Origin of the sequence: Acetobacter tropicalis, assembly GCF_001580915.1 — a bacterium.
Taxonomy (GTDB): Bacteria; Pseudomonadota; Alphaproteobacteria; order Acetobacterales; family Acetobacteraceae; genus Acetobacter; species Acetobacter tropicalis.
The window spans coordinates 50,181-76,068 of the sequence record NZ_LHZQ01000221.1; the positions used below are offsets into that span (position 1 = coordinate 50,181).

Consider the following 25,888-nt stretch of genomic DNA (forward strand, 5'->3'; position numbering starts at 1 on the left):
CCTGTTGCGTGTTGAGCTGAACCCGAACCAGAGTGACACCTGCCGTTCCATGTCTACATCCAGCAGCGACCCAGAAAAGACCTCTCCCGCCGATCTGTATCGCGATACGGTCTTTCTGCCCCGCACGTCCTTTCCCATGCGGGGGAACCTACCCAAACGGGAGCCAGACTGGCTGACCCGGTGGGCGGAAATTGGGCTGGATGAGCAGATTAAACAGCAGGCGGAAGGGCGTCAGACCTTCACGCTGCATGATGGTCCTCCCTATGCAAACGGACATCTGCATATCGGACACGCGTTGAACAAGATCATTAAGGATGTGATCAACCGTGCACACCGGATGTCCGGCTATGCCGTTCGGTACGTGCCGGGGTGGGATTGCCACGGCCTGCCCATTGAATGGAAGGTTGAGGAAGAATACCGCAAGGCCAAGCGGGACAAGGATTCCGTGCCTGTGCTGGAATTCCGTGCGGAATGTCGTGCCTATGCGGGCAAATGGCTGAACGTGCAGATGGAAGAATTCAAGCGGCTGGGGGTTCAGGCTGAATGGGCCAACCGCTACGCGACCATGGATTTTTCCTCCGAAGCGGCGATCGCGGAAGAAATTGGCCGGTTCCTGCTGAATGGCGGTCTGTATCGTGGCCTGCGTCCGGTTATGTGGAGCCCGGTTGAAAAGACCGCTCTGGCAGAAGCCGAGATCGAATATCACGATCATAAATCCACCACCATTCTGGTGGCCTTCCCGGTGGTGAAAGACCCGACCCCAGCCCATGCGCTGGCCGATGTCTCCGTGGTGATCTGGACCACCACGCCATGGACCATCCCCGGCAACCGGGCACTGGCTTACGGGCCAGAGATCACTTACGTGGTACTGCGGGTGGATGACACGGGTGAGGGCGCTCTGCTTGAACCGGGTGCCAAGGTGTTGGTGGCCGAAGCTCTGGTAGACGCCTTCTGCAAGGAAGCCCACGTTACCGCGCATCATGTGCTCTATACGTTGCCGGGCAGCGCGCTGGAGGGGGCCGTGTGTGCTCATCCGCTGCGTGGGGCCGGGTATGATTTTGATGTGCCCATGCTGCCGGGTGAGTTTGTCACCACGGAAGCAGGGACCGGCCTGGTTCATATGGCCCCGGCCCATGGTGAGGACGATTTCCGCCTGTGCCGCGCATATGATGTGGAAGTGCCCGAGGTTGTGCAGGACGATGGCACTTACGCGCCATGGGTGCCCGGTTTTGCCGGTGTGCATGTGTTCAAGGCGGCTGATGTTGTGTGCGCCACGCTGACAGCGGTGATGGAGCAGGCCAACGCGAACGGTCTGGCCCCGGCAGGGCTGGTGGCACGGGGTGAACTGGTTCATTCCTACCCGCATTCCTGGCGGTCCCGCGCACCGGTGATCTACCGTGCCACGCCGCAATGGTTCATCCGTATGGATGGAGAAGGCGCGCTCCGCAATAAAGCGCTGGACGCACTGGATGATGTCACCTTCGTGCCCGCACAGGCGCGGAACCGGCTGACCTCCATGATCCAGAACCGCCCGGACTGGTGCATCAGCCGCCAGCGCGCCTGGGGTGTGCCGATTGCCGTGTTTGTGGAAAAACGTACGGGCGAAGTCCTGCGTGACGCGGCGGTGATGAAGCGTGTGGTTGACGCCTTCCGTGAGGAAGGGGCGGACGTCTGGTACAGCGCCCCGGCTTCCCGCTTCCTTGGCCCGGACCGTAACCCTGATGATTATGAACAGGTGTTCGATATTGTCGATGTGTGGTTCGAGAGTGGGTCCACCCATTCCTTCGTGCTGGGCCAGCCGGGTCTGAGCTTCCCGGCCGATCTCTATCTGGAAGGGTCTGACCAGCATCGCGGCTGGTTCCAGTCCTCTCTGCTTGAAAGTGTGGGCACGCGCGGCATCGCCCCGTTCAAGGCGCTGGTGACCAACGGCTTTGTTCTGGATGAACAGGGCCGCAAGATGTCCAAGTCTCTGGGCAACGTGGTGGCCCCGCAGGACGTGAATGACAGCTTGGGCGCAGATATCCTGCGTCTGTGGGTCATGAATTCTGATACCAATGAAGATCTGCGCATTGGCAAGGAAATCCTGAAGCAGCAGGGTGAACTCTATCGCCGCCTGCGCAATACACTGCGCTGGCTGCTTGGGGCGCTTGATGGCTACACGCCTGAAGAAGCCGTGCCATACGCAGAACTGCCGGAACTGGAACGCTGGGTTCTGCATCGTCTGACAGATCTGGGCGGCCTGATTGCCCGCGCGGTGGAAACGCATGAATGGGTTGGCGTCTATCCCGCCCTGCATGGCTTCTGCACAACTGATCTTTCCGCTTTCTACTTCGATATCCGCAAGGATGCGTTGTATTGCGATGCGCCAGACAGTCACCTGCGCCGTTCTGCCCGCACTGTGCTGGATCATCTGCACCGCTGCCTCACCACGTGGCTGGCGCCTGTGCTTGTGTTCACGGCGGAAGAAGCATGGACTGCCCGGTTTGGTGATGTGGAAAGCGTGCATCTTCAGGCGTTCCCGGACATGCCTGCGGAATGGAGTGACCCGGCACTGGATGAGCGCTGGGCTGGCCTGCGGGCCGTACGCCGTATCATCACCACCGAGATTGAAGGGGCGCGGCGTGATGGTACGATCGGCTCTTCCCTTCAGGCGCAGGTGGAACTTACGCTTTCTCAGGAGGAAGCCGCGCATTTTGCCAACGTGAACTGGAGCGAACTGGCCATTGTCTCCCACGTGGAGGTGATGATCGATCCGGAAAGCAATTCGGTTTACGTGGAGGGCTCGGAAGGCGGCACGCTGCATGGCGCGCCTGTTGTGCGGGCTGCCGAGGGTGAAAAATGCGTGCGGTGCTGGAAGGTGCTGCCCGAGACTGGCTCCCGGCCGGAATTCCCGGGCCTGTGCCTGCGCTGTGCGGATGTGGTGGAAACCACATTCAAGGCATCGGCTGTGTCTGCTGCTGCGGGGCAGGAGGGCGCGTGAGCAAACCCTTCATGCTTCGTCCCTTTGGTTTGGGGCTGCTGGTGCTGATGCTAGCGCTTTCGGCTGATCAGGTGAGCAAATACTGGATTCTGTATGGGCTGGACCTGCCCAACAAGGGATCCATTGCCCTGCTGCCGTTTCTGAACTTCACCATGGTCTGGAACCATGCCGTCACCTTTGGCATGTTTGGTGGCGTTGGCAATGCGGGCCGGGTGGTGTTTTCCGTGGTGGCGCTGGCGGTAGCCTGCTGCCTGCTGGTATGGATGGCGCGTACCCCCAGCAAGCTGACAGCCGCCTGCGTAGGGGCTATCACGGGCGGGGCCATAGGGAATGTGATAGACCGCGTGCGCTATGGTGCCGTGGTTGATTTTATTCATGCCCACGCTTTTGGGTGGTCATGGTATGTATTCAACGTTGCTGATTCCGCTATAGTGTGTGCGGTCTGCGTTCTGCTGGTGCAGAATGTCCTTATGGGCAGGCAGCAGCAGACGACATGAACAAAAGCAACCTGCCACTCTGGCAGGCTGGGCAGGAAGGATAAAAGGCAGAAGATGGCGCGCCGTGTCTCGACACTGATTTCTCCGCTGCTTCTTCTCGGCGGGTGTGCAATGCTGACCGGGTGTTCCGGTTCAGAAGCCGCACGTGCGTTCGGGCTCGAACGCAGTATGCCAGATGAATATACCGTCACCACGCGCGCGCCGCTTTCCATGCCGCCGATGGATGAACTGGCCAAGCCCGTCAGCGGTGCGGACCGCCCGCAGGACGAAAGTGAACGCCTGCAGGCGCTGGAAACTCTCTCCCCCGATGTGGCGCTGCATGGGGAAGGCGGCTCAACCAGTGAGGGCCAGAGCATGCTGGTCAGCTCCGCCACGGAAGCGTCTGATGCACCGGATGAAGGTGAGCTTGGGCAGGCCGGGTCAGGCTTTGTGCAGCAGCTCATGTTCTGGAAAGGTGGCAAGGCAGGATCGGTTGTGGATGCGGATGAAGAAAACCGCCGCCTGAAAACCAATGCGGCCTTGGGCAACAAGCCCACAAAGGGGGTAACCCCCACACAGCATCCTCCCAAAAAAGGGCTGTTCTGATATAAGGGGTCTGATCATGTCAGACCCTTTTTTTTCTGCCCCTTCGCCTGAACCGGATAGCACGCTGCCGCTGCGTCCTACGTTGCGCCGTCTGCCGGAAGTGCTGGTCAACCGCATTGCTGCAGGTGAGGTGATAGAACGCCCCGCCGCCGCACTGAAGGAACTGGTTGAAAACGCCATAGATGCCGGAGCCCGCAGGCTGGACGTAAGTCTGGAACGGGGCGGCATAGACCGCATTATCGTCACGGACGATGGGTGCGGCATGACGCCGGATGACCTGCTTCTGGCGGTGGAACGGCATTGCACCTCCAAACTTCAGGACGAATCGCTGGTGCATATCCGCACGCTGGGGTTCCGGGGAGAGGCGCTGCCCTCTATCGGCGCGGCGGCGCGGCTGACGATTACCTCCCGCACACCGGGGGAGACCGGCGCGTGGCGTATTCATGTTGAAGGCGGCAAGATCACGCCTCCAGAACCCAGCGCGGGTGCGCAAGGCACCAGTGTAGTGGTGGAAGATCTGTTTTTTGCCACCCCGGCCCGCCGCAAGTTTCTGAAAAGCCCCCGTGTGGAGGGCAACCACGCCGAGAGTGTGGTGCGTCGCTTGGCGCTGGCCGTGCCGGAAACAGCTTTCTGCTTCACCATGGATGACCGTGTACTGTTTGATCTGCCTGCTCAGGATATGGCGGGGCGTGCGGCGGCTCTGCTGGGAGCGAACGAGGCCGATGGATTTCTGAGCATTCACGGCGAGCGGGATGGCATGGTGCTGTCCGGCTTTGCATGTGGGCCGTCCGTGCATCGCGCCACAGCAGCGGGGCAGTTCATGCTGGTGAATGGCCGCCCGGTGGTGGACCCTGTGCTGCGGACGGCGGTGCGCGTGGCTTACCGGCGCGTGATCGAACCCGGTCGCCACCCCGTGGTGGCGCTGATGCTCACCATTCCGCCTGACCGGGTGGATGTGAACGTGCATCCGGCCAAGACAGAACTCCGTTTTGCAGATGAGGCATCCGTCCGCTCCCTCGTGATCGGCACGCTGACCCGTGCGCTGGAAGGGGGCGCGGGCAATGCTGGCGTAAGGCCCTCTTTCTCAGCCTTGAAGCCGGGACGTATCTGGTACCCGCCTGAAAAAAATGCGCCGCCTGTTGTGCCTGCTCCTGCGCCGGGACGCACAATTCTGCCCTTACGGTCCGGCTCAGGATTTGCGGAACCGCGTCTCGGTTTGGGGGATGCTCCAACCGCCCGCATGGTGTCGCCTTTCCAGCAAGGCGATGCTCAGACGGGGTGGGATGCCGGAACTGTGCCGTCAGGCTTTGCCCCAGCATCTCCCTCCGCAGAGGGGGCTTTCCCCGATAACGGGAGCGCACCAGTACCCGCTACTGGTGCGGGACACGTGCCCGACTCCATGCCTCATGACACGGCATATCAGCCTCTGGCGGAGCATCCGCTGGGCGCTGCGGTGGCGCAGGTGCTGGATACATATGTGATTGCCGTGGCGGCTGATGGCAGTCTGGTTCTGGTGGACCAGCACGCCGCGCATGAACGGCTGACCCATGAGCGCCTGCGCGAGCAGTTTCTGGGGGGCACGGTAACAGCCCAGCGTCTGCTGGTGCCTGACGTGGTGGAACTGCCCCGCCTGCAGGTGGAGTTGCTGGTCGCCAGACAGGCCATGCTCTCCAGACTGGGGATCGAGATTGAAGCCTTTGGCGGAGACGCCGTGCTGGTTCGGGCGTTGCCTGCCATGCTGAATACCAGTGACGCCGTCGGTCTGCTGCGTGATCTGGCGGATGAGTTGGAAGCGGACGAGAGCGGCAACCCGGACGAAATGCCATCACTGGATGGCAAACTGGATGCCGTGATTGCGCGCATGGCCTGCCACGGCAGTATCCGGGCCGGGCGGCGGCTGACTCGGGAGGAGATGGATGCCCTGCTGCGCCAGATGGAAGCCACGCCGCGCGCGGGTACATGCTCTCATGGACGGCCAACCTGGTTGAAACTGAGCAAAAAAGATCTGGAAAAACTGTTCGGCAGGCGTTGAAGACTGCGTGAGGACCGGCTGAAACAGCCGGTGCTCGGCGGAACGTGAACAGGGCTTGTCTGGTCTGGGCAGGTAAAAAGGCGCAGGTTGCGGATGATGTGATGCAACCCGGATGGTAAGAACACCGTGCACTCCACCCTGCTTTCCCTGATCACCTATCTTCCTCTGGCCGGGGCGTTACTGGCTTTTCTGTCTGGCGGCAGCGGCCCGGAAAAGGATCGCATCACCCGCTGGCTGGGGTTATGGACCAGCCTTGGTGTGCTGGGCCTGAGCGTGGTGATGTGGCTTGGCTTTGATCCCGCCCAGCCCGGTTTGCAGTATGAAGCGCGGTTAGGCTGGCTTTCAGAGTATGGCATTTCCTACCATACGGGGGTGGATGGCATTTCACTGGCCTTCATTCTGCTCACGGCCTTCCTGACCCCCTTGGCTATGGCGGCCGGGTGGCGCACGGTGCAGACGCAGGCGCGGGATTTTGTGGTGGCCATGCTGATGCTGGAAACCGCCCTGTTTGGCGTGTTTTCCGCGCAGGATCTGGTGCTGTTCTATGTGTTTTATGAGGCCACGCTGATCCCTGCCAGCCTGATGATTGGCGTGTGGGGCGGGCCAAAGCGGGTGTGGGCCTCGCTTCAGTTTTTCCTGTTCACCTTTGGCGGATCACTGTTCATGCTGATCGCGCTGATTGTGATGTGGCTGCACGCGGGCACCACGGATATCCCTGCGCTGATGCAGGCCGGGTTCTCCTGGCAGTTGCAGATATGGCTGTTGTTGGCTTTTGTGTTGGCTTTTGGTGTCAAACTGCCGCTGTTCCCGCTGCATGCGTGGCTGCCTGACGCGTATTCCGAGGCTCCTGCTCCAGCATCTGCCATGTTGTCCGGCGTGCTGTCCAAAACAGGTGCCTATGGTCTGTTGCGGTTTGGGGTGCTGATGTTCCCGGATGCCGCCCACGCCTTTGCGCCTTACGTGCTGGCGCTGGGTGTTGTGGCTATTATCTACGCCGCATTCATCGCCTTTGCGCAGACAGACATGAAACGCGTGATTGCGTATTCCTCTTTCTCGCATATGGGCATGATCGCGGTAGGGTTGTTTACCCTCACGGCTGAGGGTGTTGATGGCGCAATCTTTCAGATGCTCTCCCACGGGGTGGTGATTGCGGCGCTGTTCTTCTGTGTCTCTGCCGTGGCGTGGCGGTCTGAAACGCGTCAGATTGACGCGCTGGGCGGCGTTGCCCGCCAGATGCCCGTTCTGGCCCTGCTGACCATGCTGTTCACCATGGCCAATGTCGGCCTGCCCGGTACTGGCTCCTTTGTAGGGGAACTGCTGGTGCTGATGGGGGCCATTCATGTGTCTTTCTGGGTCGCTCTGCTGGCTGGTAGCACCATGATCATGGGGGCTGTTTACATGCTCAGCCTGTATCGTCGGGTGCTGTTTGGCAGCGTCAAAGGCACTGTTGGGCTGCTGCGGGATCTGACCCCGGCAGAAATTGCTGTGCTGGCTCCGCTGGCTATTGTCACTCTCTGGATGGGTATTCACCCGGGCAGCTTCACCCGCCTCTTTGATCCCGTGGTCATGCAGAGCATGGCGACCGGTGCGCAAAATGTGGCGGCTGCATCAGCCCATGCGGCTACCCAACTTGCAGCTCGGTAACGGTGTTAAGCAAGGGTGCTTTCTGCACCCGCTTGCGGGTTAGAGGCTTGTCTGCCGTGGTGGTTGGACTGGATATCCGTAAGGATGCAAGAAGGACCTGAACAGCCAAGTCGGAAGACATAAGTGGGGCTTCCGTCCCATCTTTCTGCCTCTGCTCAAAAAATCCTGAATATTTTGCAGTTTGATAGCTCAACCAGTCTCTTGCTGCTTTATCCACGCAGGTCTGGGGAGCATTGAGGGTGTGCGGAGAAACTGTCTTTATTTAAAAATCCTATTTTATCATTCTTCCGAAGCCGAAGCCGAAGCCGAAGCCGAAGCCGAAGCCGAAGCCGAAGCTGGAAGAAAGGGCTGCGGAGGGAAGAGGGAGGGGCTCCGCTCCTGCTGTATGACCTATAGGAGCGGGATCGTTATTGCGGTGCTTCAGGCAGATCGGGGAGGGAGGATCTCTTGCCCGGCGTCAGGACTGTTCCGGCAGAAGCCATGGCTATGAGCAGAATGCCACCCAGCCGAGGCAGGGAGAGCGTTTCATGCAGCAGTAAAATCCCGGCCAGTGCGGCACAGACAGGCTCAAGGCTGTAAAGCACTCCTAGATCACGGGCGGAAAGGCGATGCATGGCCTGCATTTCCAGTGCGTAAGGCAGAGCCGATGAGCAGATGGCGACGATAACGCTAAGCGCCAACATGGAGGGCTGCATGACGCCTATGGCCACGGCAGGCAGAAAGCAGGGCACAAACAGAACGATGCTGCCACACAGCAGGCCAAGAGCAGAGGCGTTCCCGGCAGAAAGCTTGCCTGTCAGCCGTTTTCCAAAAACAATATAAAGCGCCCAGAACAGGGCCGCCCCCAGAGCAAACAGCACGCCAATCAGATCAGGCGGTGTGGAGGAAGAGGGCCTGAGCAACAGCACCAACCCCGCGATGGTGACAGCCAGCCACGCCACATCGCTCAGGCGGCGGGAGCCGATAAAGGCCAGAAGCAGTGGGCCGGTGAATTCAATGGCGACTGTCATGCCAAGCGGAATGCGTTCCAGTGCCAGATAGAAACACAGGTTCATGGCAGCCGTTGCCAGCCCGTAGGGAAAAACAAACCGCAAGGCGCGCCAGGACACAACGTTCCAGCTTCGGTACACACACACCAGCACAACAGCCGCGAAGCAGGTACGCAGCCCTACCATGCCTTCCGCACCAAAGACCGGGAAAAGGAATTTGGCGGTAGAAGACCCGAATTGAAGGCAGATCATGCTGCCAATCAACTGGCTGAGCGCCGTAACCCGTTCCCTGACCGATATAGGGCTCGGCGTGGTGCTCATATGGTGGAGAGGAAGAAAAGAGCCATAAACAGAAGCTTTCAGGTGGAGGGGCGGGTTACACGTCCAGCAATTCACCCACGGATTGCGCATGTTCCTGAATGAAGGCGAAGCGAAGCTCCGGTTTGCGGCCCATAAGGCTTTCTACCCGTTCACGGGTAGCCAGACGATCTTCCGGAGGGGCCACAACGCGCAGCAGGGTGCGGCGGGATGGGTCCATGGTGGTGTTTTTAAGATCAGCCGGGGGCATTTCCCCCAGACCTTTAAAACGGGACACATCAATCTTGCCTTTGGCTTTGAACTCGGTCTTGAGCTTCCGTTCACGGTCTGCATCATCCATGGCGTAAACGGAACGTGCGCCCTGTGTCAGCCGGTAGAGGGGCGGCTGGGCAAGGTAGAGGTGCCCGTTACGGATCAGATCCGGTAGTTCACGGTAGAAGAACGTCATGAGCAGGGAGGCGATGTGGGCACCGTCCACATCCGCGTCAGTCATGATGATCACACGGCCATAGCGCAGCTTGGAAAGGTCAAACCGATCTCCTGACCCACAGCCAAGCGCTTCAATCAGGTCGCGGAGTTCCTGATTCGCCCGCAGTTTTTCCGTGGTGGCGCTGGCCACGTTCAGAATTTTACCACGAAGGGGAAGAACGGCCTGCGTTTCGCGGTTACGAGCCTGCTTGGCGGAGCCGCCAGCCGAGTCGCCTTCCACCAGAAAGATTTCGGTTTCATCCGCACGTTCGCGGGTGCAGTCCGTCAGCTTGCCGGGCAGGCGCAGGCGGCGGGTGGCGCTTTTGCGCGGTGTGTCCTTCTGTTCGCGCCGGCGCAGGCGTTCTTCCGCCCGCTCAATCACAAAGCCCAGCAGAGCATCCGCCTGAGGAGGGTTTTGTGCCAACCAGTGGTCAAAACGGTCTCGCAGAGCGGTTTCAACAAGCTTGCTGGCTTCTGAAGAGGTCAGTTTTTCTTTGGTTTGGCCCTGAAACTGAGGGTCACGGATAAAGACGGAGAGCTTCGCGGAAATCATGCCCAACACGTCTTCTGCCGTGATGGAGGCAGCTTTCTTATTAGAACGCTGGTCTCCCCATGCGCGGAGTCCCTTTACCAGCGCGTTCCGGAATCCGTTCTCATGCGTACCACCCTGTGGGGTGGGAATGGTATTGCAGTAGGATGCCAGCGTTGCTGTGCCGCCTTCCAGAAAGGCGACAGCCCATTCTACGCGGCCATTATCCGTGCCATCGGCTGCTGGAGGGAGGGCAGCATCCCCCGCCCACAGAGGCGTGAGCAGCGGTGCTTTGGGGCCGAGTTCATCCGTCAGGCTGTCTGCCAACCCGCCGGGAAAGTGCAGAACGGCCTCGGTGGGGGTGTCATCCCCGCTTTTGATCAGGGAAGGATCACAGGTCCAGCGGATGGTTACGCCACGGAACAGGAACGCCTTGGAACGGCAGAGCTTATACAGCCGGGAGGGTGAAAAATGGTGAGAACCAAAAATCTGGGAATCCGGCACAAAGGAAATCTGTGTGCCGCGCCGGTTCTGGGTCGGGCCGATTTTCTCCAGCGGCGTGACGGGAATACCGCGCTCATACACCTGCTGCCACACAGCGCGGTCACGTGCGATTTCCACTTCCATGCGGGAGGACAGGGCGTTCACTACGGAGGACCCTACTCCGTGCAGGCCGCCTGATGTGGCATAGGCCTTGCCGGAGAACTTTCCGCCTGCATGCAGGGTGGTCAGAATAACTTCCAGTGCGGAGCGATCTGGAAAGCGGGGGTGAGGATCAACCGGAATGCCGCGACCATTATCCCGTATGGTCAACTTGTCTCCTGGGTCCAGAGAGACATCAATGGTGGAAGCGTGGCCCGCCACGGCTTCATCCATTGCGTTATCAAGAACTTCCGCAGCCAGATGGTGCAGGGCGGTTTCATCCGTGCCGCCAATATACATGCCGGGGCGGCGGCGTACGGGCTCCAGCCCTTCAAGAACTTCAATGGCGCTGGCGTCATAGGCCTGCGTGTTGCCTGCCTCTGTTCTGGCGGCGGAAGAGGCCGCCGTCTTTCCGGCAGGTTTACGGGGCGGAGGGGGCTCGGAAAACAGGTCGCTCATGGGTAAGGTCTGTCCCGCTTTGCCGATGATTCGTCAAGCAGAAGCATTAACAGGTTTGCGGAATAGGGCGGACGGAAAAAGAGGAATGCTTTTGAAAAACCGGGCGGAAAACAGCAGCCCACAAAAAAACTAAGGCCGCATGAGAGCGGCCTTAAATGTGTCTGGTCGTGAAAGAGCCCGGTTCAGGCGCGGCGGGTGCTACGTGTACGGCGTGCCGGGCGGGAGGGGCGGCTGCTGTTGGAAGCCGGTGCGGCACAGGTTTCAAAGGACGCAGGCTGCGTGATGTCCTTGGCTTCCGTGTAGTTGGACAGATCTTCCGTGGTGTCCAGCGCGTTGACTTCATCAAACATGGCCATGCGCTGCTGGCAGAAGATGGTGCCCGCGGAAAGCCCTTTTTCTGACTGCACGTTGGCCAGTTGGGTAATGTAATCATCATGCTCGCGCTGGGCGCTGCGGCCATAGGTGGAGCGGAAATAGGTGTTCAGCTTCTGTTCTTCATTCAGCAGATTGCTGCGGAACTTGGCAACGAAGGAGTTGTAGCGTTCCTGCGCGTTGCAGGAGAGAGCGGTTACCATCAGTTCGCTTTTGAGAGCCTGCACCGCAAAAGCTTCATGCGCGGAGGAGTGGCCGCAGGGGGTTGCGGCAAGGCTGTAAGAACTGTGCAGCACGCCCGCAGCAAACACACCGGCGGCCAGAAGACGGGAAAAAGAAGACATGCGGTTCCTCCGATATATGCTGGAACGGGCCTCCCTCATCACTTTAAGGTGTTCCCTGTCGCGCAGCGTATGTAACGGTCTCTTCAAGGTTTGACGAAACGAAATAGCGTATTCAGCAGAGAAAGATACAGGTAATTTTTCATACCGCATCTCAGCTTTTCTGAAGGGCGTTTCCGCCTTCAGAGCAGGGTGGTGCGGCAGATGGTCATACGTACGGACACAAAGCGCGAATTTGGGGCAAAATAATGTTTTTGTTGTTCCGGCGGCAGGCGGGAACCTGATGTGTGATGATGGGGCCTCTTATGCCTCTTTCTTCCTTGCGCGGGATGTTCTAAACGCAAAAGCGAATCATGGCGTGCAGGGCATCGGGGCAGGGCGAGAGCATCTGTCGATAGACCTTGGAACGCGCAGGGTTCATCCTTTTTATTATTTAACCGGAGCTGACGAGTGCGCTTGCGAGGAATTGCCGTTCTGGCGCTAACTGGTGGTATGCTTGCCGGCTGTGCGACAACAAGCGGCCCTGTTCAGGTTGGAACCCCCAACCCGTTCGGGTATATGAAGAAGTCGGCCGTATGTAGCACAACACCCATCAAGACGGGTGCGGATGGCCAGATGTCCACAACCATGACTGTCCGGTCCGATGATGGACTGTGCGAGCTGAAAATCTCGCAGCCTTCAGGCAAGTCTTATGCCTCCTTCGGTGTGTCCCCTGCGCCGGAACACGGTAAGGCGTTTCTGTACAGCCTGGATCGGGACACCCACGTAACCTACACCCCCACCATGGGGTATGCGGGCACGGATACCTTCACGGTTATTCTGGTGCCGGGGCAGGGTGAAAAACGGACCCGCCTGACGGTAACGGCTCAGGTTGATGCAACTGGTGTTGTGCTGCCCCGCCCTGTTGTGCCAGCGGTAACAGCCCCCACCGAAACCAAGAAGACCACCACGACACGCCGTCGTGTAACGGCCCGCAAGAAATAATTTTTTCTGACAGAGCAGGCCGAGGTCTGTTCTGTCAGTGTTCTGCGGTTACAAAAAAGCGCGTCTGGCTTCCTGTAGCCCAGACGCGCTTTTTTTGTTTCCCCCTCCGCCCGAACGCGTTTTCCAAAACCACGCGTGAGGAGGGGGCTTGACGAGAGATAACTGACCTCAAAGGCAGAATGCCTGAGGCAGTGGGCCGAAAAAGAGTGGTGTCAGATGTAGAAAAGCACGTCTGACACTGGAGAGTGTCTTAGATTGAGAACGTGATGGGTTCGCTCAACGGACGCTTCAGGCCAGAGCTTTCCGCTTTTTTCACCAGATCATCCAGACTGGTCTTTTTCATCTGGATGGTCAGTTCCTTGTCAAACAGCTTCCAGCTTGGCTCAATGACTTTGGTGAACAGGGGCCCCTGTGGTCCATCATCTCCCCCCTGATCATCCTGTGTCACGGCATTGATGATATCTACCAGAGAGATATCACGCCGGGGGCGGCCAAGCCGATACCCGCCACGGGGGCCACGGATACTTTCCAGCAGGCTGGAACGGGAAAGCGCCTGAAGAAGGGGTTCAATACCCCGGCGGGCCAGATTGGATCGTTCTGCAATATCGGCTGCGCTGACTGTGCCAGAACGTCCGGCATGGAAAGCAACATCCAGCATGATAAGCACGGCAGTCATGGCTCTATCACGGCGCAGGATCATGGGCCTGTTTCCTTTCACCTCAAAAAAAGGCAAATGTAGTGGTATGTCTTCGTTAGCTTGACATATAGCAGGGGAAGTCAGATTTATCTACGTAGTTCATTCGTATTATACTGATGCCAGTTGTGCTGACAAATAAAAAGGCGGGTTCATGACAGTTTCTGATCGTTCTGTTGAAAACTACGGTTTTGCCGCACCGCGCGGACAGATTTACGAGTCTATCGTCAATGTGGTTGGGGGAACGCCGCTGGTGGCGCTGCCGCACATCACAGAGGAAGACAAGCTGAAGGCCCGCGTGCTGCTCAAACTCGAGTTTTTCAATCCGCTCGGATCAGTAAAGGACCGTATTGGTGCGGCCATGATTCTTTCTGCGGAAAGGGAAGGGCGCATTGTTCCCGGCCGCACGGTGCTGGTGGAACCTACCTCTGGAAATACCGGTATTTCTCTGGCGTTTGTTGCTGCGGCCCGTGGCTACCGCCTGATTGTCACCATGCCAGAAGGCGCTTCCATTGAACGCCGACGGATGTTGCGCCTGATGGACGCACAGGTTGAACTCACCCCCTCACGCCTTGGCATGGCCGGTGCGATTGCCCGCGCTAACGAGATTGTTGCCGAAACGCCGGACGCATGGATGCCGGACCAGTTTGATAACGAGGCTAACCCGGCCGTGCATGCTGCCACTACGGCAGAAGAAATCTGGGCGGATACCAATGGCAAGGTTGATGTGGTTGTGGCTGGTGTTGGCACCGGCGGCACCGCAACCGGCATCGCAGAAGCTCTAAAGCCGCGCCGCAAAGGTTTGCAGGTATTTGGGGTGGAACCAGTTGAAAGTGCCATTCTGAACGGTGATGAACCCGGCCCACACGGTATTCAGGGCATCGGCCCCGGTTTCTGTCCGGCTACGCTTCATACCAAATCTCTGGATGGCGTGCTGACGGTGTCCGAACGTGAAGCCATTGCCGCAGCACGGCGGTGTGCGCGTCTGGATGGTATTCCGGTGGGTATTTCTTCCGGTGCAGCCTTGCATGCCGCGCTCCAGCTTGCCCAGAAGCCTGCCTATAAAAACAAGACCATTGTTGTGATTACGCCGTCTTTTGCGGAGCGTTATCTCTCCACATCGTTGTTTAACGGACTGTAAAAACAGCACCTGTTTGCCTGAAAAACGCTGGTTCCCTTACGGGGCCAGCGTTTTTTGTGCGCCACGATCTTTCCGCGCTGGGTATCGTCCCTTCTCGCACTGTCTTTTTCGGCATCCTTTTCCATCACCAGACACCGGCTGGCTGCGTTTCCGCTCTGGCTGGGGTGGAGGGGGACTTGTGGAGGCCTTCTCAACCATGGTGCTTGAGCCTGTGTGTAAGACGCCTTTCTTTTAGGGAAGGGGAGCAGTCTGGAACAGAGTGATGCGTAACCCTCCATGGGGCACTGGTGCGGCAGGAGGCAGGAAGGGCAGGCCAGTTGCGTAGGCCAAGGTCGGCTCACTGGTCACCATTCCTACCCGCCAGCCGGAGAAGCGCTCTCGCATGGTTTGTCCAAACGCCCGATAGAGAGCCGCAAGTTGCGCCTTGTCTCCCAGCCGGGTGCCGTAAGGCGGATTGGTGATGACTAATCCTGTCGGGCCGTCTGGAGGTGTGAGGGTACTTATTGTTTGCTGGGTAAAGGTGGTGCAGCCGGTCACATCAGCTCGTTCCGCATTGGCGCGGCTCATGGCTATGGCTCCGGCATCACGGTCACTACCGTAGAAATGGGCGGTGGGTGTGCGGCTGCTTTTAACAGCGCGCATCTGCTGCCATGCCTCAATGTTGAACGAGACCAGATGTTCAAAGGCAAAATGGCGGGTGCGGCCCGGATTGAGCCGTGCCGCGATTTCTGCCGCTTCAATCACAAAGGTTCCAGATCCACACATGGGGTCCAGCACAGGTTCCGCGCCGGTGTACCCACATTGGAGCAGGAACAGGGACGCCATGGTTTCTCGCAAAGGGGCGCGATTGACGGCCTCTTTATGGCCGCGCTTATGCAGGAGATCGCCTGATGTATCGATACTGATGGTGCAGACATTCTGTTCAATGCGGGCCTTCAGCACAATTTCCGCATCTGGTGCCTGGGGGGCGCCCAACGTTTTTTCAATGGCGTTGGCAATGCGCTCGGCGGCGGCTCCTGCATGATAGATGCGCGAGCCTGCGCAGGAGGCTTCTACCCGGAAAGGAACATCAGGCCGTAGAATATCCGCCCACGCCACCTGCCGCGTACGGCGCTCCAGTTGGGAGAGGTGCAAGGCTGGAAAAGAGACGATTCGCGCCAGCACGCGGCTTGCGCCACGCACCCATAAATTGGCGCGCCAGACTTCTGGCCAGCCCCCTTTTATGGTGACACCCCCGGGGACAGCCGCGGGTTTCTTGAACCCTTTCAGGCGCACTTCAGAGCACAGCACGGATTCCAGACCCGGTGTGGTGGCAAGAAAAATCTCGAAATCAGCCTGTTTTGTCATGGCGTCTGAATGGCAGGAACGGACGAGGAGAGCAATGCAGGGCGCAAGACTAAAAAGCCGCTCTGGCAGGGCACCAGAGCGGCTTTCAAAAAAGGGAGGAGGCAGACGCCCGTTTTAGCGGAAAATAATTTCCACCCGACGGTTCTGCGGTTCCTTGGTATTGGGGCCTGTTGGCACCAGAGGATTGCTTTCCCCATAGCCATGAATATCGATGGTGGCGCCGGGCACACCGTCCCGCATCAGTTCGGCTTTAACAATTTCCGCACGGCGCAGAGAGAGCTTCATGTTGTAAGCCTCCCCACGTTTCTGACCCGGAAAAGCGGAAGAGTTGTCCGTATAGCCTGAAACGGTAATGCGCGTCAGGTTGGTGTGGGTAGAAGCCTGCGCGGCAACAGAGACAATGGAACGGGCGCGGTCTGTCAGGTCCGATTTATCCCAGTCAAAAAACACCAGATAGCTGCGCGCCGCCTGTGGAGCCGGAGCAGCCTGTTCAGCAGGCGGCGGCGGGGGAGGCGGTGCAGGGTTAAATTCGTACCGCAGGCCCAGCATCAGCGAGTGGTTGAAATCGGTTTTTGTGTCGCGGTTGCCGCTGGCAAAGCTGTATGGCTTGCTCTGGTTGGCCCCCCCAATGGTGCCCCATGCCGTTGCGCCATGAGACTGCGGACCAAGCATGGTCCAGAACCGGTATTCCGCCGTAAAGGACAGGCCAACCACCCATGGGGTGGGGAAGGCCAGACCAAAAATGCCCTGATACGCAAAATTGCCGAACGTGCCGCCAATATGCTGGTTAAACTGATTACCCGGTGCGGTCACGGTGGTGTTTAGATGGGTCCAGCCATACCCGATGCCTGCTCCAAAATACGGGAACAGCCAGGGCTTGCCGATATCCATGTCAAACAGGGCGTTGGCCATTACGCCATAGGTCTCACGCCGCCCATCAGCACGGCTGCTCAGCGTGTTGGTGACAAAGCGTGAATACGCCATGGAGCGGTAATCCCCCTCCACTTCAACGCGGAACCCATTCCCAAGACCGTAGCCGATAGACCCGATTCCGGTGCCGCCGGTGTGCCAGCGGTCCCGTCCATCAGGAAACATGGGGGAAGTTCTGACGCGTTGATCCTGATTGAAGGTGGCTCCGCCTTCACCTGCAATATACAGCCCCTGCACGGGCTGAGCCATTGCCGGGGCGGCAAACAGCAGGAAGCCAGCGACAAGCGGCGCAGAAAGCAGTGATTGCGCGAGGAGGCCTTGGCGCAGCTTCATGTTCTTCTCCCTGCTGTGGCACTGTTTCCGCAGTGACCGGGCATCACGATATTGGTGCGTATAAAGCACATATGCCTGCCTTCTTTGCTGTAAACTTGCGTTGTGTGCAACAGGCAGGGACGGCAGATTTCAAAAACACAGGGGTTTTGTGTGTCATCAGGCCGCTCTGCGTGTGACATAAGTCACACATCCTTCAGGTTATTTCAGACCAGAGTTGCTTCAAACGGAGGTCTGAATCCGGGGGCTTCAAGTTCCAGCACCCAGATATCCGGATCAAAACGTGTCTGGCGTTCAATATAGAGGGCCGTTTCTTCTGGCGTAAGCGGTGTTTCACCTGATGCACGAAGCCACGCGGCCTCGCCTTCTGCTGTTCTTGTCTGGCTGAGAACAACAGTAGAGCCATCCCGTTCCTGCAAAAGGACTAAAATACTTCCAGCATCCGGGTCTCCCTTGCGCAGCAGCATGGCGGAGCGCCCATCCTGCGCGCTCTGGCGCAGGATGGCGCGTGCCACAAAATCAGAACGCAGGCGGGAACTGGTCATTCGCGTACCGTAGTGGGCATGGCGGCGGGGTCATCGGGTATGGCGGAAAGGGCCGTGGCGTACCACGCCTTGTTTTCCAGTAAGGAACGCGCCACCGTCAGGTCCCGATCACTGCCCAATGCAGCCGGGCAGGCCTTGCGGATAGCCAGAATTCGCGAGACCGGCAGGGGAAAACGCGCCGCGCGGGAGGCCTGCACGGCAGGCTGGTTATCAAGCTGGCCATGGGCAAGGTCATGCATCTGGCGTGTGCTGTCCGCTTCACCAAGACTGGTGCAGATCTGCGGCATGACACCCAGCCCCTGCAACGGCCAATGCAGCGGCGCGATCACGCGGCTCCATGTCACAAACAACTCTCCTTCATCAGGCAACTGCGCCACGGTCTGCACCAGCCCTTTGCCCAGTGTAGAGCTGCCGATGACAACCGCACGCTTGTGGTCGGCCAAGGCGGCAGCCAGAATTTCGGCGGCACTTGCCGTTCGCCCATCCACCAGAATGGCAATAGGGAGACCGTTCGTCATGTCTCCACCCTGAACAGCCCAGATATGGTTGGCTTGCGCGTCCCGCCCATCGGTGACGGCCGCCACGCCGCGGTCCAGCAGCAGGGCGGCGGCGGTTACAGCCTGTTGCAGCACACCGCCCCGGTTGCCGCGCAGATCAATAATCAGCCCCTTCAGGCCGGGGTCTTGCGTGGCCTGATCCAGATACTGGCTCATTTCCTCGGCCGTATCAGAGGAGAACGCCGTCACGCGCAGCACCACCAGAGATCCGCTGGCGAAGGCGAACACGGTTTCGGGCGGCACCTTGGCGCGGTGCAGCACAACCGTATGCCCCCTGCGCCGACCGGGTGAGAGCAATCGCAATGTTACACGGGAATCTTCCTCACCGCGCAACCAGTTGGTGACGGTCTCTACTGATTGCCCCGCCGTCAGCCGGTTATTGACCGCCAGAAGCTTGTCCCCGGTGTCCACCTCAGCCGACCATGCAGGCCCGTTGGCATTGACGGCGGAAATGACGATATCCCGTCCCTTGCGGGCCAGCGTGATACCAGCATCCGCTTCTCCTCCTACGCGGGCCTCGCGGTCCGTTGTGGCGGAGGACGGGCCGATATAGCGGGAGTAGGGGTCCAGATGGTTGAACAGTTCATCAAAAAAAGCTTGCACCAGTTCTTCCCGTGTGGCGGTGCGCACACCTTCTGAATGGTCACGGGCTGCGGCCATGAAATCCACCGCAAGTTGAGCCCATGCCTCATCGTTTTGGGCGGCGGGGGCAGGGCGCGTGAGCAGGGGTGTCTGTCCGGACAGCAGGCGGATATCAGCGCCTCGGGAATCGAGGGTCAGCGTGGGATCCAGTGCGGTCAGGCTTCCAAGCCCCCATAGTGCGAAGTCTCGGCTGGAATGCTGTTCAAGTGTGCGCGGGCCAAGGAATTCCAGCGCGGTCGCAATCACGGAATGCACAAGCGGCATATCCAGCGGGGGCGCGGCGGGAGGGGGCTGAACAGCATCAGGCAAGGCGGAAGCCGCCTGCTTCGGCGCGGCCTCCGTCCCGGCTCCGGCTTCCGGCTGGGCGGCATGTGCGTCTTCCTGCGTGTTGGCCGCACTTGTTACCGTGGTGTTGGAAGGGCCTGAAGAAGAGGCTGCCTGTGCCGCACTGGCAGCGGCTGGTGCCGTCGGCGCTTGTGCAGGTTGGGCGGCTTTCTGTGCATCCGGCGGAGCGGAGGGGAGTGTGTCTGGCCGGGGTGGCGTGTTGCCTGACTGTGCTTTAAGCGGCACGGGTTGGCACACCAGTAATGTGGCAATCAGAACACAGGGCAGCACCCGGCGTATGGGTGGCACAAGGCGTAAGGCTGCTTCAGCGCGCATTGCGGGCAAGAGCCAGATCAAGCGTGCCTTGCGCCGGATTGGTTGAGATCAGGACAACAGGCACCACAGCGCCCACCTGAAGCGCGGCTTCAGAGGGTAAGCTTGTGCATGGGGTAGGCGAGTCGTCATTCATCCGTAATTCATCCGGCAAGGCGCTTGAAAAAAGGAAAGACGGAGTTCCGGTTTTCGTCAATGTCACGGTAGCGCCGGTCCGTGTTGTTCCGGTTACACGTGCATGCAGGATCTGGCCGATAAAAGGCCGCAAGAAGAGGGCTGCTAACCGATTATAGCACGCTTGTGTGGCAGAAGAAGCACGGCGCTCTGCAAGATGCAGATGCCCGGCCAGAGCATGCGCCGCACGAGTTGAAAGGGTGTCTGATTCGCTACCGGTCTGCGGCGTGGTGTTAAACGGCTCCAGTGTTGCCAGTAGGGCGCGGTGATTCACCAGATCCGCATATCGGCGGATGGGGCTGGTGAAATGGGTATAACAGGCCAGCCTCAGCCCATCATGCCACGCAGGGCGCGGGGCATAGCGCGCCATCTGGCGACCCAGCCCCATGGTGGGGGATGGTGCCGGATGCACCCGGAACAGCCCCGGGGCCATGCGGCGGTCCAGTTCCTCCGCGGCAAAGCCGTTTGCTGCAATCATGAAACTGGCCACAAGCTCATGTGCAGGCAGTCGCTGCCGGGGGGTAAAGGCGGTGGGGAGGCCTTGGGCGTCCAGTGTGACCACAAACTCCTCTTCTGGCGTGACGTCCGCCGCCTGAGGTGACTGCGCCTGCCGCAAGGCTTGGGCGGCGGCCATAAGGGTTGGCAGCAGATCTGGCGGGAGAGAAGAAGAGGCGTCTGACCCGGAGGGCAGGGGAGACGATGAGGAAGAGGCTGGCTGAGGAGAAGGCTCAAGGGCTGCGTGCACGGCCTGATAGGTCAGGCGTGCGGCGCTGCGCATCAAACCTCGTCCTAACGTGCCTGATATCCGTTGCCCTTGAGGCGTGATCTGCAGATCAATATAAACACACAGCCGGTCTTCTCCCGGTTTGAGCGAGCACAGCCCAGCAGAAAGCGCCAGCGGCAACATGGGCACCACCTGCCCGGGCAGATAGACCGAATTGCCCCGATTTCTGGCTTCCTGATCCAGTGCCGAACCAGGACGGACATAATGGGCGACATCCGCAATGGCGATGAGGATGTGAAAACCATCATCCGTGCGTTCCGCCCAGATGGCGTCATCAAAGTCCTGCGCCGTTTCCTCATCAATCGTGACAAGCGGAATGCTGCGCAGATCCCGACGACCAGATGGGTGAGCCGGTAACTTGCGCGGAATATCAGAGAGAGAGGGTGTATCTGTGACGGTGGAGGCTGCTGCCTTTGCATCAACAGGGCGGGCTGCCAGAAGATGTGCTTCTGCCTCCGCTTCCGGGGAGAAGGCAGAGGGCATGGGGTGTGTAAGAACAGCGAGTCTGGCGGCCATGCCTGGCGCATCCACAGGCCCTAGAACGGAGCGGATATCGGCTTCCGGCGGATTTCCGGTCTGCTGCTGTGCCCGTATTTCAGCCAGTACCACCGTATCAGGTGCCAGAGGTTCAGAAACTGTGTGAAGCACCAGATCGAATCGACGATCACACGGGATGAGCCTGATTATTTGTTCGCTCTGCTCCGAGGTATCGAGAGAGGGAGCGGTTGATGCCGCTCGCGGTGCGGTCAGGCTTCCACCATTTGAAACGCGAGGGAGAAGGGTATGCGCCTGAGCTTCCTTGCCCGGCGGTGTGGGAGCCGCCTGTACTGTTGCGGGGAAGTAGCGTGGAGCAGAGGAAATCAGGTGCAGGGGGCGCCCTTCCCGTCTGCCGCGCAGGGAGAGGCGAGGCCGCAAGCGGGCAATGACCTCATCGCCCGGGAGAAGCAATGTGCCATCTGGCAGGGTTGCCGTCAGTAGAATGGAGGTGCCGGGATGATCGGGCTGAGAGGCGTAAGCCTGCCCGTCTGATCGGAGGCGGGTCAGGGTTGCCCGCACGGTTTCAGGCAGACCAGTTACGCCTTTCAGGCGACCCGGCGGCAGGCAGGCCAGATCACCTGCCAGTGCCATATCATGCAGCGTTGCACGGAGGGCCGCCTTCAGGCGCGCAGGCAAGCCGAGTGCCCGCAGAATGTCCGTAGGCCCTACGGGAGCGCTGTCTGCCTCCAGAAACTGGCGAATGACCTCATGTCCGGGCAGGGCCGAGGCCCCGATGCCCTTGGGCATGATGGGCTACTCCGCCTTTTTCTTCCGTGTGGTGGTGGCGCGTGGTTTTTTGGGCGCTGCTTTCTTCTCCTGGGCAGGAGCAGCCTCACCCTCAGCGGTTTTTGCTGTCTTTTTGGTAGCCGTTTTTTTCGGTGCGGCCTTGGTGGTGCTTTTGGCCGCGGTTTTCTTTTTGGCGGCTCCCGCTTTGGCTTTCAGGGGTTTGCCTTTTTCAGCCAGCAACGCCAGTGCCTCATCCAGCGTAACCGCGTCCATATCCGTGCCACGGGGAAGGGTCGCAACAATCTGGCCATGCTGCACATAGGGGCCAAACCGGCCCTTGCGCACCATAACGGGTTCCTGATCCTTGGGGTGGTTGCCCAGCGTACGGATGGAGGCCAGCTTTTTGGCCAGCGCATCCACAGCCCGGTTCAGGCCAATGGTCAGAACATCATCGTCCTTATCCAGAGACCCATAGACCGCGCCCATTTTCACAAACGGGCCAAAGCGCCCCAGTCCGGCCTGAATGGGTTCTCCTGTTTCAGGATGAATGCCAACCAGACGTGGTAGCGAGAGCAAGCCCACGGCCTGATCAAGCGTGATCTTTTCTCCATCCAGCCCTTTGGGCAGGGAAGCACGTTTGGGTTTGGCTTTCTTGTCTTCCGGGTCTGGTTCACCCTGCTGCACATACAGGCCCCATGGGCCCTGACGCACGGTGATATCCTCACCCGTTTCGGGGTGTTGACCCAGAACGCGCATACCATCCTTCAGCGCGCTGCTGCCGTCACCGTCTTCTGCACTGTCAGCAGAAAGGCGGCGGGTGTACTGGCACTCAGGATAGTTGGAGCAGCCAATGAACGCGCCATAACGGCCCAGCTTCAGCCCAAGCCGCCCCGTGCCGCAGGCCGTGCAGTGGCGTGGGTCAGACCCGTCCGGGCGCGGCGGGAAGAAGAACGGCCCAAGATCCTGATCCAGTGCGTTCAGCACATCAGTGATGGTCAGTTCCTTGGTGTCATCCACCGCCTTGGAGAAATCGTGCCAGAAGGAGGCCAGAACCTGCTTCCATTCCGCACGGCCGCCAGAAATATCATCCAGCAGTTCTTCAAGGCTGGCGGTGAACTTGGTGTCCACATAGCGTTCAAAGAACGAGACAAGGAACGCCGTGACCAACCGCCCGCGGGCTTCCGGCACAAAGCGCCGGTTTTCCAGCGTGACGTAATTGCGGTCACGCAGCACGGTAAGAATGGAAGCGTAAGTGGAAGGGCGGCCAATGCCGATTTCTTCCATTTTCTTGACCAGTGAGGCTTCCGAGAAACGCGGCGGCGGCTGCGTGAAATGCTGATCGGCCTTTACATCCTCACGCTTGAGCGGGTCACGCTCCTGCATGGGGGGCAGCATCCGGGATTCGTCATCCGCCGGTTTGTCACTGTCATCCCGCCCTTCCGTATAAAGGCGCAGGAAGCCATCAAACGTGATGATGGAGCCATTGGCGCGCAGCACGGTTTTGCCGGAGGGGCCTGCAATATCCACCGCAACCTGATCAAGGGCTGCCGATTCCATCTGGCTGGCCACCGCGCGTTTCCAGATCAGCTCATACAGGCGGCGCTGGTCCTGCGTCAGATGGGAGGCAACGGAGGACGGCGTGCGGAAGACATCCGTGGGGCGAATGGCTTCATGCGCTTCCTGCGCGTTTTTGGCTTTGGATGTGTAATGGCGCGGCTGCGCCGGAACGTAATTTTCACCAATATGCTTGCCAATGTGGGAGCGAATGGCCCCGATGGCTTCTCCTGCCATCTGCACACCATCGGTTCGCATATAGGTGATCAGACCAACGGTTTCCCCGCCCAGATCAATGCCTTCATAAAGCTGCTGGGCTGTGCGCATGGTGACCTGCGCCCCCATGCCCAGCTTGCGGGAGGCTTCCTGCTGCAAGGTGGAGGTGGTGAAAGGCGGCTGCGGATTGCGCCGCACCTTCCGCCGCTCAACAGATTTGACGGAAAGGTTTTCTGCTTCCACAGCCTTGCGGGCAGCTTCGGCCAGTTCGGCGTTGGCCAGATCAAACTGGTCAAGCTTCTTGCCATCCAGATGTGTCAGCCGGGCTGTAAACGGTGCGCCAGAAGGCGTGGTGAGGGATGCGGTAACGGTCCAGTATTCACGCGGCTGGAAAACTTCAATTTCCGCCTCACGCTCGCAGATCAGCCGCAGGGCGACGGACTGCACGCGGCCAGCACTGCGGGAGCCCGGCAGCTTGCGCCACAGTACGGGAGAAAGCGTGAACCCCACCAGATAATCCAGCGCGCGGCGGGCCAGATAGGCTTCGATCAACGGGAAATCGAGCTCACGCGGGTGCGCCATAGCGTATTTGATGGCGCTTTTGGTGATCTCGTTGAAGGTGACGCGCTGCACCTCCACCCCTTTCAGGGCTTTCTTTTCTTCCAGCATGGACCGGACGTGCCAGGAAATAGCCTCGCCTTCACGGTCCGGGTCAGTGGCCAGATAGAGGTGCTTGGCGCCCCGCAACGCCTTGATGATGGCGGCAACCTGCTTGGTGCCACGCTCATCAGACTGCCAGGACATGGCAAAGCCTTCGTCCGGGCGTACGGAACCATCTTTGGGCGGCAAATCGCGTACATGCCCAAAGGAGGCCAGCACGGTGTAGCCATCGCCAAGATATTTGTTGATCGTTTTCGCCTTTGCGGGCGACTCGACCACCACAACGTCAGTCATACTCTCTCCGACCTGCCGGAAGCAGCACTTGATCAGCCGTCTTTTCCATGCGGTGCTGCCAGAACAATCCGCCCACCGGGGAGGGAGTCTACGCAGCCGGAAAGCTCAAGTTCCGTGAGCACGGTCAAGACAGTGGAAGCTGAGAACTGGCAGTGCCTAACAAGATCGTCAACCGGTATGGGCGTAAAGGAGAGAAGATCAAGCACTTTTTCCCGCACGTTTTCGGGGCTGACTGGTGCCCCGCCGGAGCGTTCTGCCGGTGCGGGAAGAGGCAGGGAAAATGCGCTTTGAATGGCGGATTTGTTCTGCTTTTGTGCAGTTGATCCCTTTTTTACACTCCCTTCCTGCACCGGGTCGGGTTGCGTGGGGAAGAGGGGAGGGTTTTTTTCAGGGCATGCAGGAATGGCGGGCAGATTGGGCAGGATATCCGCTACGCTTTCGGTCAGAATGGCACCCTGGCGCAGCAGATTGTTGCTGCCTCGGCAGCGCGAATCAAGCGGTGAGCCGGGCACGGCAAACAGTTCTCGGCCATAATCCACCACCAGCCGGGCAGTAATCAGGGTGCCGGAATGGGGCGCAGCCTCCACCACAACACAGCCTAGCCCCAGCCCAGCAATCAGGCGGTTGCGGCGTGGAAAATGGCGGGCCGTGGGTGTGGTGCCTAAGGGTGCTTCTGTAACCAGCACGCCTTTTTCTGCAATTTCGGCATGAAGGGCGGCGTTTTCACGCGGGTAGGGGCAGTCCAGTCCGCCCGCAATGGCGGCAATGGTCAGACCGTGCCGGTGCAACGCCCCCATATGGGCCGCACGATCTATGCCGCGCGCTAATCCGGAAATAACCACCAGCCCAGCTTCAGCCAGTTCCGTGGCCAGACTTTCCGCCAGTCTGACGCCGTGGGCCGAGGCATTTCGTGCGCCCACCAACCCCACCCCCGGTTTGCTCAGGCAGGAGGCATCTCCCAACACACTGATAACAGGCGGTGCGTCCGGGCAGGCGCGCAGCAAGGGAGGGTAGGTGGCATCGAGCAGAGTCAGAAACTGGCCCCCTATTTTCAGGGTGGCGTCTATTTCCGCCTCAATGTGCGTGGGTGATGGAGGGATAAGTTGAGTGCGCCCGTTGCGGGCTGGCAGATGGGGCAGGGCGTCCAGCGCTGCTTCCGGGGTTTGGTAGCGCTCCACCAGCCGCCGCCATGTGCGCGGCCCTACCGAATCGGTCCGGGCCAGGCGCAGGCAGGCGGCCAGGGAGGTCATACGCGCGCCG

The 25,888-nt window shown here is 59.6% G+C and carries 18 protein-coding genes; 7 read left to right on the forward strand and 11 right to left on the reverse strand.

All coding sequences use genetic code 11. From position 1 onward, the window contains the following. Window positions 1-49 precede the first annotated feature (49 nt). The 5 genes from ileS (at window position 50) to AD944_RS14335 (ending at window position 7,738) form a co-directional block, all read left to right on the forward strand. A complete protein-coding gene (ileS, locus tag AD944_RS14315) occupies window positions 50-2,980 on the forward strand; it encodes an isoleucine--tRNA ligase (RefSeq protein WP_045542393.1) in 2,931 nt (976 codons plus the stop codon). Between the two features lie 11 nt (window positions 2,981-2,991). After that, window positions 2,992-3,477, forward strand: a complete 486-nt coding sequence (gene lspA, locus AD944_RS14320) for a signal peptidase II (protein ID WP_035379489.1) — start codon at window positions 2,992-2,994, stop codon at window positions 3,475-3,477. A gap of 54 nt (window positions 3,478-3,531) precedes the next feature. Continuing rightward, window positions 3,532-4,062, forward strand: coding sequence for a DUF3035 domain-containing protein (locus AD944_RS14325; RefSeq protein WP_006558539.1), 531 nt, complete (start codon window positions 3,532-3,534; stop codon window positions 4,060-4,062). A gap of 16 nt (window positions 4,063-4,078) precedes the next feature. After that, the gene (gene mutL, locus AD944_RS14330) at window positions 4,079-6,094 is read left to right on the forward strand and encodes a DNA mismatch repair endonuclease MutL (RefSeq protein WP_045542392.1); all 2,016 of its coding nucleotides are present in this window, start codon (window positions 4,079-4,081) and stop codon (window positions 6,092-6,094) included. 126 nt (window positions 6,095-6,220) lie between these two features. Further along, entirely contained in the window at window positions 6,221-7,738 is a 1,518-nt protein-coding gene (locus tag AD944_RS14335) for a complex I subunit 4 family protein (protein ID WP_006558541.1), read from the forward strand. A gap of 407 nt (window positions 7,739-8,145) precedes the next feature. Here AD944_RS14335 and AD944_RS14340 read toward each other — a convergent pair whose 3' ends face one another. The 3 genes from AD944_RS14340 to AD944_RS14350 all read right to left on the reverse strand — a co-directional run bounded on the left by AD944_RS14340 (window position 8,146) and on the right by AD944_RS14350 (window position 11,859). Beyond that, window positions 8,146-9,048, reverse strand: coding sequence for an EamA family transporter (locus tag AD944_RS14340; RefSeq protein WP_035379485.1), 903 nt, complete (start codon window positions 9,046-9,048; stop codon window positions 8,146-8,148). Window positions 9,049-9,103: 55 nt separating this feature from the next. After that, window positions 9,104-11,143 carry a DNA topoisomerase IV subunit B gene (parE, locus tag AD944_RS14345; protein WP_045542391.1) on the reverse strand — a complete coding sequence of 680 codons (2,040 nt, stop codon included), beginning with the start codon at window positions 11,141-11,143 and terminating at the stop codon, window positions 9,104-9,106. Window positions 11,144-11,325: 182 nt separating this feature from the next. Further along, window positions 11,326-11,859, reverse strand: coding sequence for a hypothetical protein (locus AD944_RS14350; RefSeq protein ID WP_035379374.1), 534 nt, complete (start codon window positions 11,857-11,859; stop codon window positions 11,326-11,328). A gap of 447 nt (window positions 11,860-12,306) precedes the next feature. Here AD944_RS14350 and AD944_RS14355 point away from each other — a divergent pair, with 447 nt between their 5' ends. After that, a complete protein-coding gene (locus AD944_RS14355; protein ID WP_035379372.1) occupies window positions 12,307-12,840 on the forward strand; it encodes an Ig-like domain-containing protein in 534 nt (177 codons plus the stop codon). 250 nt (window positions 12,841-13,090) lie between these two features. On the opposite strand, the gene AD944_RS14360 is transcribed toward AD944_RS14355, so the two are convergent. Further along, window positions 13,091-13,540, reverse strand: a complete 450-nt coding sequence (locus AD944_RS14360; protein WP_035379370.1) for an RrF2 family transcriptional regulator — start codon at window positions 13,538-13,540, stop codon at window positions 13,091-13,093. Window positions 13,541-13,688: 148 nt separating this feature from the next. Between AD944_RS14360 and cysK the strand changes: the two genes are divergently transcribed. Further along, window positions 13,689-14,675 carry a cysteine synthase A gene (gene cysK, locus AD944_RS14365; protein WP_035379368.1) on the forward strand — a complete coding sequence of 329 codons (987 nt, stop codon included), beginning with the start codon at window positions 13,689-13,691 and terminating at the stop codon, window positions 14,673-14,675. Window positions 14,676-14,906: 231 nt separating this feature from the next. Here cysK and AD944_RS14370 read toward each other — a convergent pair whose 3' ends face one another. The 7 genes from AD944_RS14370 to dprA all read right to left on the reverse strand — a co-directional run bounded on the left by AD944_RS14370 (window position 14,907) and on the right by dprA (window position 25,878). Beyond that, window positions 14,907-16,022, reverse strand: coding sequence for a THUMP domain-containing class I SAM-dependent RNA methyltransferase (locus tag AD944_RS14370; protein ID WP_045542390.1), 1,116 nt, complete (start codon window positions 16,020-16,022; stop codon window positions 14,907-14,909). Window positions 16,023-16,136: 114 nt separating this feature from the next. Beyond that, a complete protein-coding gene (locus AD944_RS14375; RefSeq protein WP_035379365.1) occupies window positions 16,137-17,285 on the reverse strand; it encodes an OmpA family protein in 1,149 nt (382 codons plus the stop codon). A 203-nt stretch (window positions 17,286-17,488) separates the two neighbouring features. Next, complete coding sequence (locus AD944_RS14380) at window positions 17,489-17,827, reverse strand: DUF1491 family protein (RefSeq protein ID WP_035379364.1); 339 nt, start codon at window positions 17,825-17,827, stop codon at window positions 17,489-17,491. Further along, entirely contained in the window at window positions 17,824-19,686 is a 1,863-nt protein-coding gene (locus AD944_RS14385; RefSeq protein ID WP_045542389.1) for a S41 family peptidase, read from the reverse strand. The genes AD944_RS14380 and AD944_RS14385 overlap by 4 nt, the downstream gene beginning before the upstream one ends. Further along, window positions 19,676-21,925 carry an RNB domain-containing ribonuclease gene (locus tag AD944_RS14390; RefSeq protein ID WP_045542388.1) on the reverse strand — a complete coding sequence of 750 codons (2,250 nt, stop codon included), beginning with the start codon at window positions 21,923-21,925 and terminating at the stop codon, window positions 19,676-19,678. Before AD944_RS14390 ends, AD944_RS14385 begins: the two co-directional genes overlap by 11 nt. Before the next feature lie 6 nt (window positions 21,926-21,931). Then, complete coding sequence (topA, locus tag AD944_RS14395) at window positions 21,932-24,628, reverse strand: type I DNA topoisomerase (RefSeq protein ID WP_045542387.1); 2,697 nt, start codon at window positions 24,626-24,628, stop codon at window positions 21,932-21,934. Between the two features lie 32 nt (window positions 24,629-24,660). Then, on the reverse strand, window positions 24,661-25,878 hold the full coding sequence (dprA, locus tag AD944_RS14400) for a DNA-processing protein DprA (protein WP_045542386.1): 1,218 nt from the start codon (window positions 25,876-25,878) through the stop codon (window positions 24,661-24,663). Window positions 25,879-25,888 lie beyond the last annotated feature (10 nt).

Coding starts and splice junctions, on each gene's coding strand:
- ileS (WP_045542393.1), top strand. CDS start 50: ATGTCTACATCCAGCAGCGACCCAGAAAAGACCTCTCCCGCCGATCTG.
- lspA (WP_035379489.1), top strand. CDS start 2,992: ATGCTTCGTCCCTTTGGTTTGGGGCTGCTGGTGCTGATGCTAGCGCTT.
- AD944_RS14325 (WP_006558539.1), top strand. CDS start 3,532: ATGGCGCGCCGTGTCTCGACACTGATTTCTCCGCTGCTTCTTCTCGGC.
- mutL (WP_045542392.1), top strand. CDS start 4,079: ATGTCAGACCCTTTTTTTTCTGCCCCTTCGCCTGAACCGGATAGCACG.
- AD944_RS14340 (WP_035379485.1), bottom strand. CDS start 9,048: ATGAGCACCACGCCGAGCCCTATATCGGTCAGGGAACGGGTTACGGCG.
- parE (WP_045542391.1), bottom strand. CDS start 11,143: ATGAGCGACCTGTTTTCCGAGCCCCCTCCGCCCCGTAAACCTGCCGGA.
- AD944_RS14350 (WP_035379374.1), bottom strand. CDS start 11,859: ATGTCTTCTTTTTCCCGTCTTCTGGCCGCCGGTGTGTTTGCTGCGGGC.
- AD944_RS14360 (WP_035379370.1), bottom strand. CDS start 13,540: ATGATCCTGCGCCGTGATAGAGCCATGACTGCCGTGCTTATCATGCTG.
- cysK (WP_035379368.1), top strand. CDS start 13,689: ATGACAGTTTCTGATCGTTCTGTTGAAAACTACGGTTTTGCCGCACCG.
- AD944_RS14370 (WP_045542390.1), bottom strand. CDS start 16,022: ATGACAAAACAGGCTGATTTCGAGATTTTTCTTGCCACCACACCGGGT.
- AD944_RS14375 (WP_035379365.1), bottom strand. CDS start 17,285: ATGAAGCTGCGCCAAGGCCTCCTCGCGCAATCACTGCTTTCTGCGCCG.
- AD944_RS14380 (WP_035379364.1), bottom strand. CDS start 17,827: ATGACCAGTTCCCGCCTGCGTTCTGATTTTGTGGCACGCGCCATCCTG.
- AD944_RS14385 (WP_045542389.1), bottom strand. CDS start 19,686: ATGCGCGCTGAAGCAGCCTTACGCCTTGTGCCACCCATACGCCGGGTG.
- AD944_RS14390 (WP_045542388.1), bottom strand. CDS start 21,925: ATGCCCAAGGGCATCGGGGCCTCGGCCCTGCCCGGACATGAGGTCATT.
- topA (WP_045542387.1), bottom strand. CDS start 24,628: ATGACTGACGTTGTGGTGGTCGAGTCGCCCGCAAAGGCGAAAACGATC.
- dprA (WP_045542386.1), bottom strand. CDS start 25,878: ATGACCTCCCTGGCCGCCTGCCTGCGCCTGGCCCGGACCGATTCGGTA.